At 61.2% G+C, this 18640-nt stretch carries 17 protein-coding genes; 15 read left to right on the top strand and 2 right to left on the bottom strand.

Features of this window, described 5'->3' with window-relative positions; genetic code table 11:
* The 15 genes from aspS to J7557_RS04480 all read left to right on the top strand — a co-directional run bounded on the left by aspS (nt 1) and on the right by J7557_RS04480 (nt 16793).
* Nucleotides 1-1791, top strand: a complete 1791-nt coding sequence (aspS, locus tag J7557_RS04550; protein WP_291417757.1) for an aspartate--tRNA ligase — start codon at nt 1-3, stop codon at nt 1789-1791.
* 143 nt (nt 1792-1934) lie between these two features.
* The gene (locus J7557_RS04545) at nt 1935-3545 is read left to right on the top strand and encodes an EAL domain-containing protein (RefSeq protein ID WP_291417755.1); all 1611 of its coding nucleotides are present in this window, start codon (nt 1935-1937) and stop codon (nt 3543-3545) included.
* Between the two features lie 126 nt (nt 3546-3671).
* Entirely contained in the window at nt 3672-5954 is a 2283-nt protein-coding gene (locus J7557_RS04540; protein ID WP_291417750.1) for an NADP-dependent malic enzyme, read from the top strand.
* Complete coding sequence (locus J7557_RS04535) at nt 5954-6244, top strand: Dabb family protein (protein ID WP_291417748.1); 291 nt, start codon at nt 5954-5956, stop codon at nt 6242-6244. Before J7557_RS04540 ends, J7557_RS04535 begins: the two co-directional genes overlap by 1 nt.
* A 58-nt stretch (nt 6245-6302) precedes the next feature.
* Nucleotides 6303-7274, top strand: a complete 972-nt coding sequence (locus J7557_RS04530) for a ribose-phosphate pyrophosphokinase (protein ID WP_291417746.1) — start codon at nt 6303-6305, stop codon at nt 7272-7274.
* A gap of 117 nt (nt 7275-7391) precedes the next feature.
* The gene (locus J7557_RS04525; protein WP_160194628.1) at nt 7392-7739 is read left to right on the top strand and encodes a septum formation initiator family protein; all 348 of its coding nucleotides are present in this window, start codon (nt 7392-7394) and stop codon (nt 7737-7739) included.
* A gap of 116 nt (nt 7740-7855) precedes the next feature.
* Nucleotides 7856-8875, top strand: a complete 1020-nt coding sequence (gene pdhA / locus J7557_RS04520; protein ID WP_291417741.1) for a pyruvate dehydrogenase (acetyl-transferring) E1 component subunit alpha — start codon at nt 7856-7858, stop codon at nt 8873-8875.
* Between the two features lie 7 nt (nt 8876-8882).
* Nucleotides 8883-9284 carry a hypothetical protein gene (locus J7557_RS04515; RefSeq protein WP_291417739.1) on the top strand — a complete coding sequence of 134 codons (402 nt, stop codon included), beginning with the start codon at nt 8883-8885 and terminating at the stop codon, nt 9282-9284.
* Nucleotide 9285: 1 nt separating this feature from the next.
* Nucleotides 9286-10671 (top strand): pyruvate dehydrogenase complex E1 component subunit beta, encoded by a 1386-nt coding sequence (locus J7557_RS04510; protein ID WP_291417738.1) that lies wholly within the window; start codon nt 9286-9288, stop codon nt 10669-10671.
* An 11-nt stretch (nt 10672-10682) separates the two neighbouring features.
* Complete coding sequence (locus J7557_RS04505; protein ID WP_291417736.1) at nt 10683-12023, top strand: pyruvate dehydrogenase complex dihydrolipoamide acetyltransferase; 1341 nt, start codon at nt 10683-10685, stop codon at nt 12021-12023.
* A gap of 12 nt (nt 12024-12035) precedes the next feature.
* On the top strand, nt 12036-12674 hold the full coding sequence (locus tag J7557_RS04500; RefSeq protein WP_291417734.1) for an SGNH/GDSL hydrolase family protein: 639 nt from the start codon (nt 12036-12038) through the stop codon (nt 12672-12674).
* Between the two features lie 24 nt (nt 12675-12698).
* Nucleotides 12699-14138, top strand: a complete 1440-nt coding sequence (gene lpdA, locus J7557_RS04495) for a dihydrolipoyl dehydrogenase (RefSeq protein WP_291417732.1) — start codon at nt 12699-12701, stop codon at nt 14136-14138.
* Nucleotides 14139-14267: 129 nt separating this feature from the next.
* Entirely contained in the window at nt 14268-15308 is a 1041-nt protein-coding gene (locus J7557_RS04490) for a Gfo/Idh/MocA family oxidoreductase (protein WP_291417730.1), read from the top strand.
* An 88-nt stretch (nt 15309-15396) separates the two neighbouring features.
* The gene (gene lipA, locus J7557_RS04485) at nt 15397-16350 is read left to right on the top strand and encodes a lipoyl synthase (protein WP_291417728.1); all 954 of its coding nucleotides are present in this window, start codon (nt 15397-15399) and stop codon (nt 16348-16350) included.
* On the top strand, nt 16350-16793 hold the full coding sequence (locus J7557_RS04480; protein WP_291417704.1) for a type II toxin-antitoxin system RatA family toxin: 444 nt from the start codon (nt 16350-16352) through the stop codon (nt 16791-16793). The genes lipA and J7557_RS04480 overlap by 1 nt, the downstream gene beginning before the upstream one ends.
* A 3-nt stretch (nt 16794-16796) precedes the next feature.
* On the opposite strand, the gene J7557_RS04475 is transcribed toward J7557_RS04480, so the two are convergent.
* On the bottom strand, nt 16797-17297 hold the full coding sequence (locus tag J7557_RS04475; protein WP_291417702.1) for a CinA family protein: 501 nt from the start codon (nt 17295-17297) through the stop codon (nt 16797-16799).
* Nucleotides 17298-18494 (bottom strand): bifunctional 2-C-methyl-D-erythritol 4-phosphate cytidylyltransferase/2-C-methyl-D-erythritol 2,4-cyclodiphosphate synthase, encoded by a 1197-nt coding sequence (locus J7557_RS04470; protein ID WP_291417699.1) that lies wholly within the window; start codon nt 18492-18494, stop codon nt 17298-17300.
* Between the last annotated feature and the right edge of the window lie 146 nt (nt 18495-18640).

Below are 18640 nucleotides of genomic sequence, written 5' to 3'. Positions count from 1 at the left end.
ATGACGACACATCGCTACCGTACCCACACCTGTGGCGCTCTCACGGCGAACGATGCCGGCAATAATGTGCGCCTTTCCGGTTGGGTCCACCGCATCCGCGACCATGGCGGCCTGCTGTTCATCGACCTTCGCGACAACTACGGCATCACCCAGTGCGTGATCGACCCTGATTCCGCGGCCTTTGCCGACGCCGAAAAGGTGCGTTCGGAATGGGTGCTGCGCATCGATGGCGAAGTGAAGCTGCGCGACGCTGCGGCGGTGAACACCAATATCGCTACCGGCGGCATTGAAATCTTCATCCGCGAGATCGAAGTCCTGTCGGTTGCCAAGGAACTGCCGCTGCCGGTTTTCGGCGATGCCGAATATCCGGAAGACATTCGCCTGCGCTATCGCTTCCTCGATCTGCGTCGCGAAAAGCTGCATGCGAACATCCTCAAGCGCACCAAGGTCATCTCGGCCATGCGCGCCGGAATGGGTGATGCCGGTTTTACCGAATTCTCGACGCCGATCCTGACAGCCTCGTCGCCGGAAGGTGCACGCGATTTCCTCGTGCCGAGCCGCATCCACCCCGGGAAGTTCTTTGCGCTGCCGCAGGCGCCGCAGCAGTATAAGCAGCTCCTCATGGTCGCCGGCTTTGATCGCTACTTCCAGGTGGCGCCGTGCTTCCGCGACGAAGACCCGCGTGCTGACCGTCTGCCAGGCGAATTCTACCAGCTCGACCTCGAAATGAGCTTTGTGACGCAGGAAGACGTGTGGAGCACCGTCGAGCCGGTGATCACCAACGTGTTCGAGAAGTTTGCCGACGGCAAGCGCGTCACCAAGAGCTGGCCGCGCATTCCCTATGATACGGCTATCCGCAAGTATGGCTCGGACAAGCCCGACCTGCGCAACCCGATCGAAATCGATGCTGTCACCGAGCACTTTGCCGGTTCCGGCTTCAAGGTTTTTGCCAACCAGATCGAAGCCGATCCCAAGGTGGAAGTCTGGGCGATTCCGGCCAAGAACAAGGCCGGCGCCGAGCCGATCGGCCGCGCCTTCTGCGATCGGATGAATGCCTGGGCGCAGGGCGAAGGCCAGCCGGGCCTTGGCTATATCTTCTTCAAGGATGGCGCCGGTTCCGGCCCGATCGCCAAGAACATCGGCGAAGAGCGCACTGCTGCCATCAAGGCCCAGTTTGGCCTTGAGGATGGCGACGCAGTGTTCTTCGTCGCCGGTCGACCCGAAAAATTCTACAAGTTTGCCGGCGAAGCCCGCACCAAGGTCGGCACCGACCTCGGCGTTGTCGACACCGAGCAGTTCGCGCTGTGCTGGATTGTCGACTTCCCGTTCTACGAATGGAGCGAGGAAGAAAAGCGCATCGACTTCGCGCATAACCCGTTCTCGATGCCGCAGGGCGGTCTTGAGGCGCTGAATTCGTCCGAGCCGTTGTCTCTGAAAGCCTATCAGTATGACGCGGTCTGCAATGGCTACGAAATCGCCTCCGGGTCGATTCGTAACCAGGAGCCCGAGACCATGGTCAAGGCGTTCGAACTGACCGGCAAGTCGCGCGAGGAAGTCGAAGAGCAGTTCGGCGGTCTCTATCGCGCCTTCCAGTACGGCGCTCCGCCGCATGGTGGCGCTGCATTTGGTATCGACCGTATCGTGATGCTGCTCTGCGGCGTGCAGAACCTGCGCGAAATCACGGCCTTCCCGATGAATCAGCAGGCCGAAGACCTGCTCATGGGCGCGCCGAGCCCGGCTTCGGCCAAGCAGATGCGTGAGTTGAGTATCCGCCTCAACGTGCAAAGCTGATTTCAGCGCACTGATTTTCTACGAAAGGCAGGCCGCAAGGCCTGCCTTTTTCGTTTCCACCGCGGGCTTATATGCTGGTTAATGGGTCTTTAACATTGCAGCACTATCAATGGGATACTGCCTTGTAGAAGTGGATATGGTCGGTGAAGGCGAAGTTCTCGCACGTTCTTATGTTGCTGGGCGCCTTGTTGGCCTTCGTTCCCATAGTCTCGGTCGACTATCTGCTGGACGCCTATGCGCGGAACAAGGAAGTGGCCGCGCTGCAGATGCGCGTCGATGCCCTCAGCTCCGAGATCAATTACAACGCGGCCAATGCCGTCGCGGCTCTGCGCCAGGTGGTTGCCGATAGCCCGTCGTTCTGCACGCCGACCTTTAGCGGCTTTGCGCAAACGGCGATCGATAACAGCTTCAACGTGAAGCAGATTCTCGTCGAGAACATGGACGGGGTGCAGTATTGCGACGCGTTCGGTCGCAACGTCACCTATTCGCCGCTGTCCGAATCCCTGCCGGTGCCGGGCCTCACTGAGACAATCACCGTCGTGAAGTTCGCCGAGATGGTCATGCCGGCCCTCAAGGTCACGCAGACCCTTGGTGGCGTGCGCCGTATTTCTGCCTTTACGCCGCTGATGGCGACGACGCAGGAAGCACTCGACGACAATCTGCCCGATGGGGCGATGCTCGACATTGCGCTGACCAGCGGTCTGCCGGTTCTGTCCCTGGGCACGACGGTCGATTTCGACCGCCAGGCGGCGCGCGGTGATTACATTGCCGTGCAGAGCTTTGCCGGGGAACTGCCGATCAAGGTTCGCTACCTGCTGCCCTTCGCCCAGGCGCGGGCCGGCTATGCCGATCTCGACGTGCTCTTCACGATTCTCGCATGCCTTCTCAGCGCCGGCCTGCTGCTTCTGACGTTGCGCTATGCACGCCGCTCGCGCACGCCATCCTTCGATCTCGAGCGCGCCATTGGCCGCAATGAAATCAAGCCTTATTACCAGCCGGTCATCAACCTGCGCACCGGTGGCCTGATGGGTTGCGAAGTGCTCTGCCGCTGGGAAAAGCCGAGCGGGGAAATTGTGCCGCCGGGCGTTTTCATCGACTATGCCGAAGCCTCGGGCATGGCCATTCCGATGACGCTCTCGCTGATGCAGCAGGTGCGCTACGATCTGAGCGATCTTTCGCAGAAGATTCCGGGCCTGAAGATTTCGATCAATCTGTTCGAGGGCCATTTCCGCGATGTCGGTATCGTGGATGACGTGCAGGCGATCTTCGGCAATTCGCCGATCTCCTACGATCAGCTCGTGTTCGAAATCACCGAGCGCCGTCCGCTGGAAAACTCGTTGGCCGTGAACAGCGTCATCTCGGGTCTTCATGCGCTGGGCTCGCGCATTGCCATGGACGATGCCGGCACGGGGCACTCGAACCTTGCCTACATCGCGACGCTGGGCGTCGACGTGATCAAGATCGATCGCATCTTCGTCGACATGATCAAGCCGGGCACGACTCAAGTGCCGGTGCTGGATGGTCTCATCGCTATGGCCAAGGATCTCGATTGCGAAATTGTGGCCGAGGGTGTCGAAACCGAAGCGCAGGCTATCTATCTGCGCTCGCGCGGGGTGGTTCAGGCACAGGGTTATATCTTTGCGCCGGCCCTGAAAGTGGGTGCGTTCAAGGAACTGGCGCTGGCGCTGGCTTCGACCCCCGCGAGCTATGCCGACATGCAGGATCCCTCTGAAATCGTTACCGACGCGGCCTGACCGAGAGTCGGGCGATTTGGGGGCGGCGAAGGCCGTATTTCTTGCCTTCACAGGAGCCCGCGCCCCTTTCCTTCGACGCTGATTGATGGCAGGTACGACGCCATCTAAGCTGTGCCGGAGGAAAGCGTGTCGACTGATCCTAATGAACAACGCAAGGTTCTGCGCGAAGCGGCCCTCCACTTCCATGAGTTTCCGAAGCCCGGCAAACTGGAAATCCAGCCGCTGAAGCCGTTGGGCAACCAGCGCGATCTGGCGCTGGCCTATTCGCCCGGCGTCGCTGCGCCTTGCGAAGAGATTGCACAGACCCCTGAGGCTGTGGCGCGCTATACGTCGCGACAGAACCTTGTGGCGGTCATCTCGAACGGTACGGCCGTGCTAGGCCTTGGCAATATCGGCGCGCTGGCTTCGAAGCCGGTGATGGAAGGCAAGGCGGTTCTGTTCAAGAAGTTCGCCGGCATTGACGTCTTCGACCTCGAAATCGACGAGATCGTTCCGAAGAAATTCATCGACGCCGTGGCGCCGCTCTGGCCGACCTTTGGTGGCATCAATCTTGAAGACATCCGTGCGCCGGACTGCTTCGAGATCGAAGAGACGCTGCGCGAGCGCATGCCAATTCCTGTGTTCCATGACGATCAGCATGGCACGGCGATCATCGTCGGTGCGGCGGTTCTCAACGGGCTCGAACTGACCGGCAAGAAGATCGACGAAGTGAAGATCTGCACCTCGGGGGCAGGAGCCGCGGCAATCGCCTGCCTCAACGTGCTGGTGGCGCTGGGCGCCAAGCACGAAAACATCTGGGTTGCCGACAAGGACGGCCTCGTTACGCACAAGCGCAACGACGTGAATGACAAGTGGCGCGGCCAGTTCCGCCGCCAGAGCGATGCGACGACGCTGGCCGAGGTCATCGAAGGCGCCGACGTGTTTCTGGGCCTTTCGGCTGCCGGCGCGCTGAAGCCGGAAATGCTGGAAAAGATGGCACCCAAGCCACTGATCCTGGCGCTGGCCAATCCCAATCCCGAAATCATGCCGGAAGTGGCGAAGGCAACGCGTCCGGATGCCATGGTCTGCACCGGGCGTTCAGACTATCCCAATCAGGTCAACAACGTCCTCTGCTTCCCCTTCATCTTCCGTGGCGCACTCGACGTGCATGCGACGACGATCAATGAAGAGATGAAGCTGGCGGCGGTGCGTGCCATTGCCAAACTGGCGCATGAGCCGGGCCTTGAAGTCTCGGCTTCCGGTGCGCCAGCCGTGTTCGGTCCGGACCACATCATCCCCAATCCGTTCGACCAGCGCCTGATCCTGCGCATTGCGCCGGCCGTGGCGCGGGCGGCGATGGAATCGGGTGTCGCCAAGCGGCCGATCGCCGACTGGGATGCCTATCAGGATCAGCTCAACCGCTTCGTGTTCCGCTCCGGCCTTGTGATGAAGCCGATCATCGATCGCGCCCAGGGCCAGAACAAGCGCATCGCTTTTGCTGATGGCGAAGATGAACGCGTGCTGCGCGCCACCCAAGTGCTGCTCGAAGAGCGGATCGCTCGTCCGATCCTTATCGGCCGTCCGGCTGTCATCGAAGCGCGTATCGAGCGTTTTGGTCTCAGCATCCAGCCGGGCCGCGACTTTGAGATCATCAACCCTGAAGACGATCCGCGCTATCGCGACTATGTGAGCCTCTTCCACTCGCTGGTGGGCCGCAACGGCGTGACGCCAGATACCGCCCGCACCATCGTGCGCACCAATACGACGGTGATCGGTGCGCTGGCGGTGAAGCGTGGCGAGGCTGACGGGCTGATCTGCGGTCTTCAGGGGCGCTACATCAAGCATGTCCGCGACGTCCGCTCGATCATTGGCCTGCAGGATGGCGTGAGCGATGTTTCGGCGCTCTCCATGCTAATCATGCCGCGCGGTGCTTTCTTCCTTGCCGATACCTATGTGAACCAGAACCCCTCGGCCGACGAACTGGTGAGCATTTCGCTGCAGGCGCGGGACCATCTCAAGCGGTTCAATATCGAGGCGCGTATGGCGCTCTTGAGCTATTCCAACTTCGGTTCGCGCGATGGCGACAGTGCATTCAAGATGCGCGAGGTCTATGCCAAGCTCAAATCCGTCGCGCCCGACCTCATAGTTGAAGGCGAAATGCAGGGCGATCTGGCGCTGAACGAAGTGCTCCGCGAGCGCTATGTGCCCGAGACGGTGCTAAAGGGCGAGGCCAACCTCCTGATCTTCCCCGATCTCGATGCGGCCAACCTTTCCATGACGCTACTCAAGGAAATGAACAACGCCTTGGCTGTCGGACCGATCCTGATGGGCACGCGCGCCCCGGCGCACATCCTTGCCCCGTCCGTGACCAGCCGCGGCATCGTCAACATGGCGGCCATCGCCGCCAATGAGGCCATCGGAGCCGAATAATGATCCGTCACACCGTCGTTTTCTCGCTCAAGCATGCGGCCGGCTCGGAGGCCGAGGCGGCCTTTCTGCGCGACGCGCTCGTGCTGGAGCGTATCCCGGGCGTCGAGAAATTCGAGCGCCTGAAGCAGGTCAGCCCCAAGGCCGACTATGCCTATGGCTTCTCGATGGAGTTCGCGGATCAGGCTGCCTATGACGGCTACAATGTGCATCCTGACCACGTTGCCTTCGTAGAGGGACGCTGGGTGCCGGAAGTCGCGAAATTTCAGGAGATCGACTACGTTGCGCTCTGAGGCTGCGTAGGTTAAGACCGCCGCATAAATCCTTATCGCCAAAAGCCGAGGAAGTTCCATGAACCAGATTGCTGTGTTCAGTGGCAGTGCTCACCCCGAGCTGGCTAAGGAGATATGCGCCGATCTCGGCGTGCCGCTGCTCCCGACGCGGGTCAAACGCTTCTCCAACGACTGTATCGAAGTGCAATTGCAGGCCAATTGCCGCGAGCAGGATGTGTTCCTGGTGCAGACGCTGAGCGCGCCGGTTCAGGAGCACCTGATGGAACTGCTACTGATGCTCGACGCAGCGCGTGGGGCTTCGGCAGCGCGGATCACGGCGGTCATTCCGCACTATTCCTATGCGCGCTCCGACAAGAAGGACGCGCCGCGCATTTCGATCGGCGGGCGTCTCGTTGCCGATCTGCTCAAGACCGCCGGCGCCGATCGCGTGCTGACCATGACGCTGCATTCGCCGCAGGTGCATGGCTTTTTCAGCGTACCGGTGGATCACCTGCATGCGCTGCACGAACTGGCCATGCATTTCCGCCGCTTCGACCTCAGCAATACGGTCGTCGTTTCGCCGGACCTCGGCAATGCCAAGACGGCGGCGGCCTTTGCGCGGAGCCTCGGTACGCCCGTTGCTGCCGGGGCCAAGGAGCGTATCACCGATACGCAGGTGCGTATCTCGGCCATCATCGGCGAAGTACGGGGCAAGGATGTCATCATCCTTGACGACGAAATCGCCAGCGGCGGTTCTATCCTCGAACTGCTGAAGCATCTGCGGGCCAATGGTGCGCGCTCGGCGCGTGTCGCCTGCACGCATGGCATCTTCGGTAGCGATGCGGTTGCGCGTCTGGCGGCCGAGCCTGACGTGATCGAGATCGTCTGCACCAATACGCTGCCGAATGCGGCCTTGCAGCCTCACGGCAAGCTGACGGTGCTGTCTGTCGCGCCGGCCTTGGCCGAAGCGATGCGCCGCATCAATAACGGGGAATCGGTCAGCGCGCTTTTCGAGGAAGACAGCCTACCGGCGCGGGTCGCGGCCGAATAGTTAAAGAGCTAAACCGGACATTAATTCCTCAGACGGCATAGTGGAGGACCCTAGACCGGTCCGTACATGCCCACTCGACTTAAACGCCCACCATTCTGGCGTCCTTTGGCCCTAGCTGTGACACTCCTGGCTTTCCAGGGCTATCTCGGCTATTCGGCAATCAGTGGCCAATTCGGCATTGAGGGTCGCGACGAAATTCACGCCGACATTCAGGTGCTCAAGGATCGTTCTTCGGCCCTGCAGGCCGAAATCGACAGCTTTCGTCACCGCAATTCGCTGATGAACCCGCGCCACCTCGATCCCGATATCGTGACGGAGCGGGCGAGGGCGCTGCTCAACATGGCCAATGCCGATGACATCCTCATCATGGTCGATCCGGCGACCGGTAAACCGATTTCCGGTAAATTTCAAGAATTAATCGATGATGAGTTAATTAGGATTATCGAAGCAGATTCAACGCTCTAAGATGCATTCTTGTGCGTTTCTGGAGCAATTTTATCTGTCAAACGCTTGCGCTATAGTGCGAGAAGTGGCCTGATCGGCCTAGCGGCAAATTCCATTCTATACCGGGAGCCCCACCCATGGCGCGCAAGGCGACGGCCACCAAGGCCAAAACGCAGCCCAATGCCCCCCAGTTCACTGGTGAACAGGACCTCGAAGCTTTCCGCGAAATGCTGCTGATCCGGCGTTTCGAGGAAAAGGCCGGCCAGATGTATGGCATGGGCCTGATCGGCGGCTTCTGCCACCTCTATATCGGCCAGGAAGCTGTCGTCACCGGCATCACCATGGCCTCGGAAAAGGGCAAGGATGCCCAGATCACCGGTTACCGTGATCACGGCCACATGCTGGTCATGGGTCTTGATCCCAAGGGTGTCATGGCCGAGCTAACCGGTCGTCAGGGCGGCCTGTCGAAAGGCAAGGGCGGCTCGATGCACATGTTCTCCAACGAGCATCGCTTCTATGGCGGTAATGGCATTGTTGGCGCGCAGGTTTCGCTCGGTACGGGTCTGGCCTTCGCTTCGAAGTACAAGGGCGACGGCTCGGTGAGCCTTGCCTATTTCGGCGACGGCGCTGCCAACCAGGGCCAGGTCTACGAAAGCTTCAACATGGCCAAGCTCTGGAAGCTGCCGGTTGTCTTCGTGATTGAAAACAACAAGTACGCCATGGGCACTTCGATCGAGCGCGCTGCTGCGACGACCGATTTCTCCATGCGCGGTGCTTCGTTCGACATTCCGGGCGAGCAGGTCGACGGTATGGACGTCCGCATGGTCTATGACGCCGCCAAGCGCGCCATCGAGCATGCGCGTTCGGGCAATGGTCCATACATTCTTGAAATGCTGACCTACCGCTATCGCGGCCACTCCATGTCCGACCCGGCGAAGTATCGCTCGAAGGACGAGGTGACCAAGTACCGTCAGGAACGCGACCCGATCGAACAGGTCCGCGCGCGTCTGCTCGAAGCTGGCGTGATCACCGAAGACGATCTCAAGAAAATCGAGACCGACATTCGTGCAGTCGTCACGGAAGCGGCGGATTTTGCCACCAACGATCCGGAGCCCGATGCTTCGGAGCTGTGGACCGACATCACGATCGAGGCCTGATCTCACGATGAGCATCCTGCTCGGCGTCATCATGCTCTTCGCACTGCTCTCTGCCTTGCTGGCCGCGGGGCAGGCGATTGCCATCAGCCGTTTGGCTGTGGCTGCAGGCCCGAGCTGGCACGAATGGCTTTTCGGCTGGTGGCGTTTTGAACGCGTCGCCAGCTGGGCTGGCCTCAGCGGCGAAGTGCAGGCCGCCATCTACAAGCGCGCCGTCATCGCGTGCCTGGGCTTCTTGATCCTTGGTCTGATCCTCAGTGGCTGGGTGGTCAACCAGCGTCAGGCCGCCGAGCCTGCTGCCACTTCCGCCCTCATCAACGATTGGCGCGTGCTGCCCGCCGCGCAATTTGCCGAACAATTCGAAATTCGCCGCGTGGCCCCCATGCCCGGCACTACCATTCTGGAGAGCTGATATGCCCCAAATCCTTATGCCCGCCCTGTCGCCAACGATGGAAGAGGGCAAGCTCGCCAAGTGGCTGGTCAAGGTCGGCGATACCGTCAAGTCCGGCGACGTGCTGGCCGAAATCGAAACCGACAAGGCGACGATGGAAGTCGAATCCGTCGACGAAGGCGTGGTTCGTGAAATCCTTGTGGCCGAAGGCACCGAAGGCGTGAAGGTGAACACCCCGATCGCGCTGGTTCTGGCGGAAGGCGAAAGCGCCGGTGTTGCTCCGGTCAAGGAAACCGCTCCCGAGCCATCCGAAGCTCCGGTCGTGGCAGCCGAAAAGGCTAATGATGCCGCGCCCGCTGCTGCCGTTCCGGCCGCGCCGAAGTTTGAAGCCCAGGCCGATCCGGACCTGCCGGAAGGCGTCGAAATGGTGGAACTGACCGTTCGTCAGGCGCTCAACGAAGCCATGGCCGAAGAAATGCGCGCTAACCCCGACATCTTCATCATGGGTGAAGAAGTCGCCGAATATCAGGGCGCCTACAAGGTGACCCAGGGCCTCTTGCAGGAGTTTGGTCCGCAGCGCGTCGTTGATACCCCGATCACCGAGCATGGCTTTGCCGGTCTCGCTGTCGGTGCGGCCTTTGCAGGTCTGCGGCCGATCGTCGAATTCATGACCTGGAACTTTGCCATGCAGGCAATCGACCAGATCATCAACTCCGCTGCCAAGCAGCTTTATATGTCCGGTGGCCAGGTCACCGCGCCGATGGTCTTCCGTGGTCCGAACGGCGTCGCCTCGCGCGTTGCCGCCCAGCACAGTCAGGACTACTCGGCATGGTACAGCCACGTTCCCGGCCTGACCGTTATCGCGCCCTATAGCGCCGCTGACGCCAAGGGCCTGCTGAAGGCAGCCATTCGTTCGCCGAACCCGGTCGTCTTCCTCGAAAACGAAATTCTCTACGGCTCCACCGGCCTTGTGCCGAAGGTCGATGACTATGTCCTGCCGATCGGCAAGGCGCGCATCGCGCGCAAGGGCGCCGATGTGACCATCGTTTCGTTCTCCATGGGCATGCGCTATGCGACCCAGGCGACGGAAAAGCTGGTTGCGGCCGGCGTCGACGTTGAACTCATCGATCTGCGCACGCTGCGCCCCATGGACAGCGACACGGTCATCGAGTCGGTCAAGAAGACCGGCCGCCTCGTGACCGTGGAAGAAGGTTGGCCGCAGGGCGGTATCGGCGCTGAACTCGCCGCCCGTGTCATGGAACAGGCTTTCGACTATCTCGATGCGCCCGTGTTGCGCGTGACCGGCAAGGACGTTCCTATGCCCTATGCCGCGAACCTTGAAAAGCTGGCACTGCCCAATGTTGACGAAGTGATCGCGGCTGTGAATGCCGTGACCTATCGCTCGTAAGGAGACCCGGTATGCCAATCGATATCACCATGCCGGCGCTCTCTCCCACGATGGAAGAGGGCAAGCTCGCCAAATGGCACGTCAAGGAAGGCGACTCTGTCTCTTCCGGTGACGTGATCGCCGAAATCGAAACGGACAAGGCCACGATGGAAGTCGAGGCCGTGGACGAGGGCAAGATCGGCAAGATTCTCGTTGCCGAAGGTAGCGAGGGTGTGAAGGTCAATGCCGTTATCGCCGTGCTGCTGCAGGAAGGCGAAGACGCCGGTTCCATTGGTGCACCGAAGGCGGAAGCGCCCAAGGCAGCACCGGCTGCAGCTCCCGAGGCGCCGAAGGCCGCTGCTCCTGCGCCGGTCGCGACGAATGCCAATTCCGGTTCCAGCGCTCCGACTGCTGCGGCCAACGCTCCGGCAAAGTCGGAAGGTGGTCGCGTGTTTGCTTCGCCGCTCGCCAAGCGTCTTGCAAAGGAAGCTGGCATCGACCTCTCGACCGTTGCCGGTTCGGGCCCGAAGGGCCGCGTCGTCAAGTCGGACGTGGAAGCTGCCAAGTCGGGCAAGGGCGTCAGCAAGCCTGCTGCCGGTGCTCCGGCTGCTGCCGCTGCGCCTGCGACCGGCATGAGCAAGAACCAGGTCATGGCGCTCTACGAGGAAGGCTCGTACGAAGTCGTTCCAAACGACGGCATGCGCAAGGTCGTGGCTGCGCGCCTGACCGAAAGCAAGCAGACCGTTCCGCACTTCTACCTGACTCTCGATTGCAAGATCGACGCGCTCATGGCTGCCCGCGAACAGATCAACGCCGCCGCGCCCAAGGGTAAGGACGGCAAGCCGGGCTACAAGCTCTCGGTCAATGACTTTGTCATGAAGGCCTGGGCCGTTGCATTGCAGCGCGTGCCGGCCGCTAACGCGACCTGGGCAGGGGACTCGATCCTCTATCACAAGCGTTCTGACGTTGCCGTCGCCGTGTCCGTGCCGGGTGGCCTCTTCACCCCGGTGGTGAAGTCGGCGGATACCAAGACCCTTCGCGAAATCTCGGAAGAGGTGAAGGATCTGGCGACGCGCGCAAAGTCGAAGAAGCTAGCCCCGCATGAATACCAGGGCGGTTCGTCCTCGGTGTCCAATCTCGGCATGTTCGGCATCAAGCACTTTGCCGCCGTGATCAACCCGCCGCATGGCACGATCCTCGCGGTCGGCGCCGGCGAAGAGCGCGTCTATCCCGAGAATGGCCAGATCAAGATCGGCCAGTTCATGACCGTGACGCTCTCCTGCGATCACCGCGCTGTCGATGGTGCGCTGGGCGCAGAACTGCTCGGCGTGTTTAAGGGCCTGATCGAAAATCCGGTCATGATGCTGGCCTAAGGGGCAGGGCGCATGAAAACCATCCTCGCCTATGGCGACAGCCTGACCTTCGGGTATGCACCCGAAGGGAATGGCGTTCGCCACGCCTATGAGGATCGCTGGCCGAGTGTTCTGGAAGCCCGGCTGGGCGGCGCCGCGCGCGTCATCGCCGAGGGGCTCAACGGCAGGACCACTGCCTTTGACGACCACACGGCCGCTGCTGACCGCAATGGCGTAAGGGTGCTGCCCACTCTGCTGGATACGCATCAGCCCTTGGACCTCGTGATCATCATGCTCGGGTCCAATGATATCAAGACGTTCATGACCGGCTCCGCTTTCGCGGCGGCTGCCGGCATGAAGCGGCTCGGCCAGATCGTGCGCACCTATCCCTATAGCCATGGCGGCGTGCCTCAGGTTCTGCTTGTGGCGCCTCCGCTTTTGGTCCCTTCGCCTCTGAACGGCCCACCGGCTTTGGTGTCGCCGCGTACCGAGGACGACAAACTTTTCGGTTTCTACTACGAGCGCGCCGCCGCTGAACTCGGCGCTCATTTCTTCGATGCCGCGACGGTGGCCAAGGCCGATCCGCGCGACGGCGTCCATCTCGACGCGGCCAACACCCGCGCCATCGGCGAAGGCCTCGTGCCACTCGTCAAACAAATTCTGGGTCTTTGACCCGACTATTTTCTGGAGGCCCTCATGGCTGACCAATACGATCTTCTCGTCATCGGCGCCGGTCCCGGCGGTTATGTTGCCGCCATCCGTGGCGCGCAGCTTGGCATGAAGGTTGCCATTGTCGAGCGCGAGCACATGGCTGGCATCTGCTCCAATTGGGGTTGTATCCCGACCAAGGCGCTGCTGCGCTCGGCCGAAATCTACGGCCATATGGGTCATGCCAAGGACTACGGCCTGACCGCCGAAAAGTTCGGCTTCGACATCGACGGCATCGTCAAGCGTTCGCGCGCCATTGCAGCGCAGATGAACAATGGCGTGCAGTTCCTGATGAAGAAGAACAAAATCGACATCATCTGGGGCGAAGCCACGATCACCAAGCCGGGTGAGATCAAGGTTGCTGCTTCGAAGAAGCCCATCGTGCAGCCGCAGGGCCCCGTGCCGAAGAACGCTCTCGGCGATGGCACCTACAAGGCCAAGAACATCATCATCGCCACCGGTGCGCGTCCGCGCGTGCTGCCGGGCATCGAGCCCGATGGCGACAAGATCTGGACCTATTTCGAAGCGCTGAAGCCTGCCACCATGCCGAAGTCGCTGGTGGTCATGGGTTCGGGTGCTATCGGCATCGAATTCGCCTCCTTCTACCGCTCGCTGGGCGCCGAAGTGACTGTCATCGAGCTGCTGCCGCAGATTCTGCCGGTGGAAGACGCCGAAATCTCGGCTCTGGCGCGCAAGCGCCTGGAAAAGCGCGGCATCAAGATACTCACGGAAGCGAAGGTCGCCAAGGTTGAGAAGACCAAGGACGGCGTGGTAGCCCACGTCGAAACCAAGGACGGCAAGACCCAGCAGATTGCTGGTGACAAGCTGATCTCGGCGGTTGGCGTCCAGTGCAATATCGAAGGCCTGGGCCTCGAAACGGTCGGTGTGAAGACCGAGCGCGGCGCCATCGTTATTGATGCCTATGGCAAGACCAATGTGGATGGCATCTGGGCTATCGGCGACGTCGCCGGCCCGCCGATGCTGGCGCACAAGGCCGAGCATGAAGCTGTCATCACCGTCGAGAAGATTGCCGGTTTGAAGGTCCACGGGCTCGAAAAGTTGAAGGTTCCGGGTTGCACCTATTGCGAGCCGCAGGTGGCGAGTGTTGGCCTGACAGAAGCCAAGGCCAAGGAAGCAGGGCGCGAGATCAAGGTTGGCCGTTTCCCGTTCGTGGGCAATGGCAAGGCTATCGCGCTGGGTGAACCCGACGGCCTCGTTAAGACCATTTTCGATGCCAAGACTGGGGAGCTCCTCGGCGCTCACATGATTGGTGCCGAAGTGACTGAACTCATCCAGGGTTTCGTCGTCGCGATGAACCTTGAAACCACCGAAGAAGAACTCATCCACACCATCTTCCCGCATCCCACGCTGAGCGAAACGATGAAGGAAAGCGTGCTCGACGCATACGGGCGCGCGCTGAACATCTGATCGTTCGTGTCCCCTCGGTGTCATTCCCGCGAAAGCGGGAATCTCCGGGAGCCAAAACAGGGATTCCCGCTTTCGCGGGAATGACCCGGTGATGGGGTGGCAGAGTCTAAAACCAGAGGAGTTATCCACATGGTGAAAGCAATTCAGATCGGCCTTGGACACTGGGGTTTCAGCTGGTCCAAGGAAGTTATCCCCAATGTTCCCACCATTGAGATGGTGGGCTATGTGGATACTAGCCTCGACGCGACGGCCCGTGTCCAGACCGAGCTGGGGATTGATCCAAAACTGTGTTTCTCGAGCCTCGACGAGGCTGCCAAGCGTACCGATGCCGTGCTGGCGATCTGTACGCTGCGGACCGAAGCGCACTATCCGGTCGTGAAGCGTTGCCTGGAACTCGGCTACAACGTCATCGTCGAAAAGCCCTTCACCACGACCATTGCCCAGGGCAAGGAACTGGTGGCTCTCGCCAAGGCGCAGGGCAAGGTACTGATGGTGAGCCAGAACTACCGCCACCAGCCCGCGCCGATCGCCGCAGCCAAGCTGATCGCGGACAATACCTTTGGCGCCATGAACATGGTGTCGCTCGACTTCCGTCGGCACGGCCCGAGCCAGGGCTATCGCTATTGGGATATGCCCGATCCGCTGCTTGCAGACATGTCGATCCATCACTTCGACCTGATGCGCTATGTGCTTAATGACGAGCCGGTCCGGCTTTCGTGCCGCACCTGGAATCCGCCGGGCAGCCCATTCCATTTCCATCCGAGTGGGGCGGCGCTGATCGAATTCTCCAAGGGCACAATGGTGTCCTACCGCGCGAGCTGGATGAATTCTGGTCCAGTGACCCCATGGGCCGGCGAATGGGTGATGGACGCGGCGGAAGGCCAGATTCACTGGACCTCGCGCGACCATTTCCGCGACAAGACCGGTCCGGATGTTGTTACGCTTCAGAGGCTCGACGAGAAGCCGGTGCCCGTCAAGCTGGAGGCGGTCGAATTCCCTGATCGACGCGGCACGCTCAATACCATTGCCGGCGTTATCGCGACCGGCAAGGTGCCTGTCGGCTTCAGTTCTGGCGAGGACAATCTCGGCTCGCTGGCACTGGTGCAGACAAGCATTCTCTCGGCCTCGCGTGGGGGCGACTGGACCGAGATCTCCGAGGTCTTAGGCTAACTTTCACGCAAGCCTGCCTATCACTAAGGTCGGGTTGAACCGACAGCTCAAGGGAGCGATATAGGGGCAAGCCCCAGACAGGACTATCATGGTCACGCTCATCGACAATTCGGTTGCAAAACCGCGCCACCCGGAAAAGGCCAATCGGCCGGACAGCATCGTGCTGCGCAAGCCCGACTGGATCCGTGTGAAGGCGCCGGGTTCGCCGGTCTACAAGGAAACCCAGCAGATCGTGCGCGAGAACAATCTCGTCACGGTGTGCGAGGAAGCTGGTTGCCCCAATATCGGCGAGTGCTGGAGCAAGAAGCACGCGACCATGATGATCATGGGCGAAATCTGCACCCGCGCCTGTGCCTTCTGCAATGTGCGCACCGGCATGCCGACGGCGCTTGATCCCAACGAGCCGGAGAATGTGGGCAGGGCCGTGGCGAAGCTCGGCCTTGAACACGTCGTTATCACCTCGGTGGACCGCGACGATCTCGCCGATGGTGGCGCGCAGCACTTTGCCGACGTGATCCTTGCCATTCGCGCGGCGACGCCCAAGACGACGATTGAAATCCTGACGCCAGACTTCCTGCGCAAGGATGGTGCGCTGGAGATCGTCGTGGCCGCGAAGCCCGACGTCTTCAACCACAATCTCGAAACCGTGCCGTCGAAGTATCTGAAGGTGCGTCCGGGCGCCCGCTACTTCCACTCGATCCGTTTGTTGCAGCGGGTCAAGGAAATCGATCCGTCGATCTTCACCAAGTCCGGCATCATGGTTGGCCTCGGCGAAGAGCGGAACGAAGTTCTGCAGCTCATGGACGACCTGCGTTCGGCCGATGTCGATTTCCTGACCATCGGCCAGTACCTGCAGCCCACCAAGAAGCACTATCCGCTACAGCGCTTTGTGACGCCGGAAGAATTCAAGTCCTACGCCACCGTCGCCAATGCCAAGGGTTTCCTGCTGGTGTCGTCGAGCCCGCTGACGCGTTCGTCGCACCATGCCGGCGAAGACTTCGCGGAACTCAAGGCGGCACGCCTGGCCAAGCTGGGGCACTGATGAAGCGGTTTTTCGAGCGGCATGTGCCGCACCTGCCTCGGCCGATGTTCGAGATCGTGGCGGACCTGGAGCGCTATCCGGAATTCATCGCCAACTGCAAGGCGATGGAGGTTCGTCCCGATCCGGCGGCGCGGGGGCGGGATGTGCGTCTGGCCCGGATGACACTGAGCTTCGGGCCGATCACTCAGGCCTATACCAGCCGGGTTACGGTCGATCCGGAAGCGTTGACCATTACCGCCAGGGCCGTCGACGGTCCCTTTGCCTACCTCGACAGCGTCTGGAGTTTTGAGCCCGAAGGGCAGGGCACGCGCGTGCGCTTCGAGATCGATTTCAAGATCTCAAACCCGCTGATTGCCGCTGTCGCCGAGCCGGCCTTTGCGGCCAAGCAGGACGAAATCATGCAATCCTTCGCCGACGAGGCTGACCGGCGCTACGGCGGCTAGAACCTAATCTTCGTCGCTCGTCAGCACCTGCATTACGAGGTCAAGCGCGGCGTTCACTGTTGCCTTGCGCACCTCGTCGCGGCCGATGTCACCAAAACGGTGCTCGATGACGACGGTTGCGAGATCGGTCGAGACTGCGACATAGACGAGGCCGATGGGCTTTTTCTCGCTGCCGCCATCGGGGCCGGCGATTCCGGTGGCTGAAACGGCGATGTCGACGCGGGCCGTGTTGCGGGCGCCGTCGGCCATGGCGCGGGCGACCTGGTTGCTTACTGCCCCATAGTCGTGGATCAGGCGCTGCGGCACCTGGATCATACGGGCCTTGGCCGTGTTGGAATAGGTGATGAACCCGCCATAGAGCGCCGCGGAGGCCCCGGGAATGTCGGTGAGCGCGGCGGCGATGAGGCCGCCCGTGCAACTTTCGGCCGTGACGATTGTCTTGTTGCTGTCACGCAGCAGGTCGATGATGCGTTTGCCTATGCTGGGCTGAGGGGATTTGGCCATCTACTCATCCCTCGGTACTTCGACGCTTGCACTTGCCATGGCCACGATACCTTCCTCCCGCCCGGTAAAGCCGAGCCTCTCACTCGTTGTCGCCTTGATCGCCACGCGATCCGGCTTGATCCCCAGAGTCTGGGAAATCACAGTGCACATCGCCGGAACGTGTTTGGCAATCCTCGGTGCTTCGCAAACGATGGTCACATCGAGATTGACAATGCGTCCGCCGCGTTTTGCGACGAGGTCGCCGGCATGTTTGAGGAAGAGCGTGGAGGCCGCGCCGCGCCATTGCATGTCGCTGGGCGGGAAGTGAACGCCGATATCGCCTTCGCCGATTGAGCCGAGAATGGCGTCCGTAAGGGCATGGAGAGCCACGTCGGCGTCGGAATGGCCGACCAGCTTGGCCGTGTGCTCGATGCGCACGCCGCCGAGCCAGACCGCATCGCCGGGTTCGAAGGGGTGAACGTCAAAGCCGGTGCCGACGCGGGTTTCCATCGCCTTGTCTCCTGAAATATGCCGCTCTGCCCGTCGAAAATCTTCCGGATGCGTGATTTTGAAATTGTCGCGGTCGCCCGCGGTCATGGCGACGCGTAAACCGGCCCATTCGGCGATTTCCGCATCGTCGGTGAATTCGCGGCGCACGGTCGCGGCGCGCATGTGAGCGGAAAACATCTGGCCGAAACGAAAACCCTGCGGCGTCTGGGCGGCAAAGAGCGTGCGGCGGTCTTCGGTCGTGAGCACCACTTGCCCATCCGGCGCGCGCTTGATCGTGTCGGTCAGCGGCAGGGTGGGCAGAGCGCCATCATGCGAGGCGAGGGCCGAAATCACGGCGTCGATCTGCTCGACAGTGACGAAAGGCCGCGCTGCATCCTGGATCAGCACGAGGTCCGTCCGCAGCGCTGCAATAGCCTTTAGGCCTTCGAGTACCGATGCCTGGCGGCTGGCACCGCCGGGTATGGGATCGCGCAGGCGCTCGTCCGCAAGGCCCAGTGCCTGATAGCGCTCGGCGTGGTCCGGGTGGATGACCGGAACAACGGCCGAAATGCCGGGATGGGCAAGGAAAGCGTCGACGGTACGCGCCAGAACCGGGCGACCGCCGACGCGGCGGTATTGCTTGGGTTCGGCAAAATCCCCTGTTTGCGCGCGCTCGCCTTTTCCGGCGGCAACAATGATGGCGGCTATGAATTTTGGACGCGTAGACATATAGGCAGGGGCAACTCGGACCGTCGTTTATCTGATTGGTCTAGCCTCCGCCTTGGCATGCGGCAAGAGCAGCGCTGGTTCCCACCTGGCGCGGGGGCCTTAACAGTTGCGCCACGCCTCAAAATGATTATTGTGCGGGCACCTTC

This window comes from Devosia sp., from assembly GCF_017744655.1.
Lineage (GTDB): Bacteria > Pseudomonadota > Alphaproteobacteria > Rhizobiales > Devosiaceae > Devosia.
The sequence above is the reverse complement of the archived record's forward strand: the minus strand, read 5'-3'. Positions and strand labels throughout refer to the sequence as shown.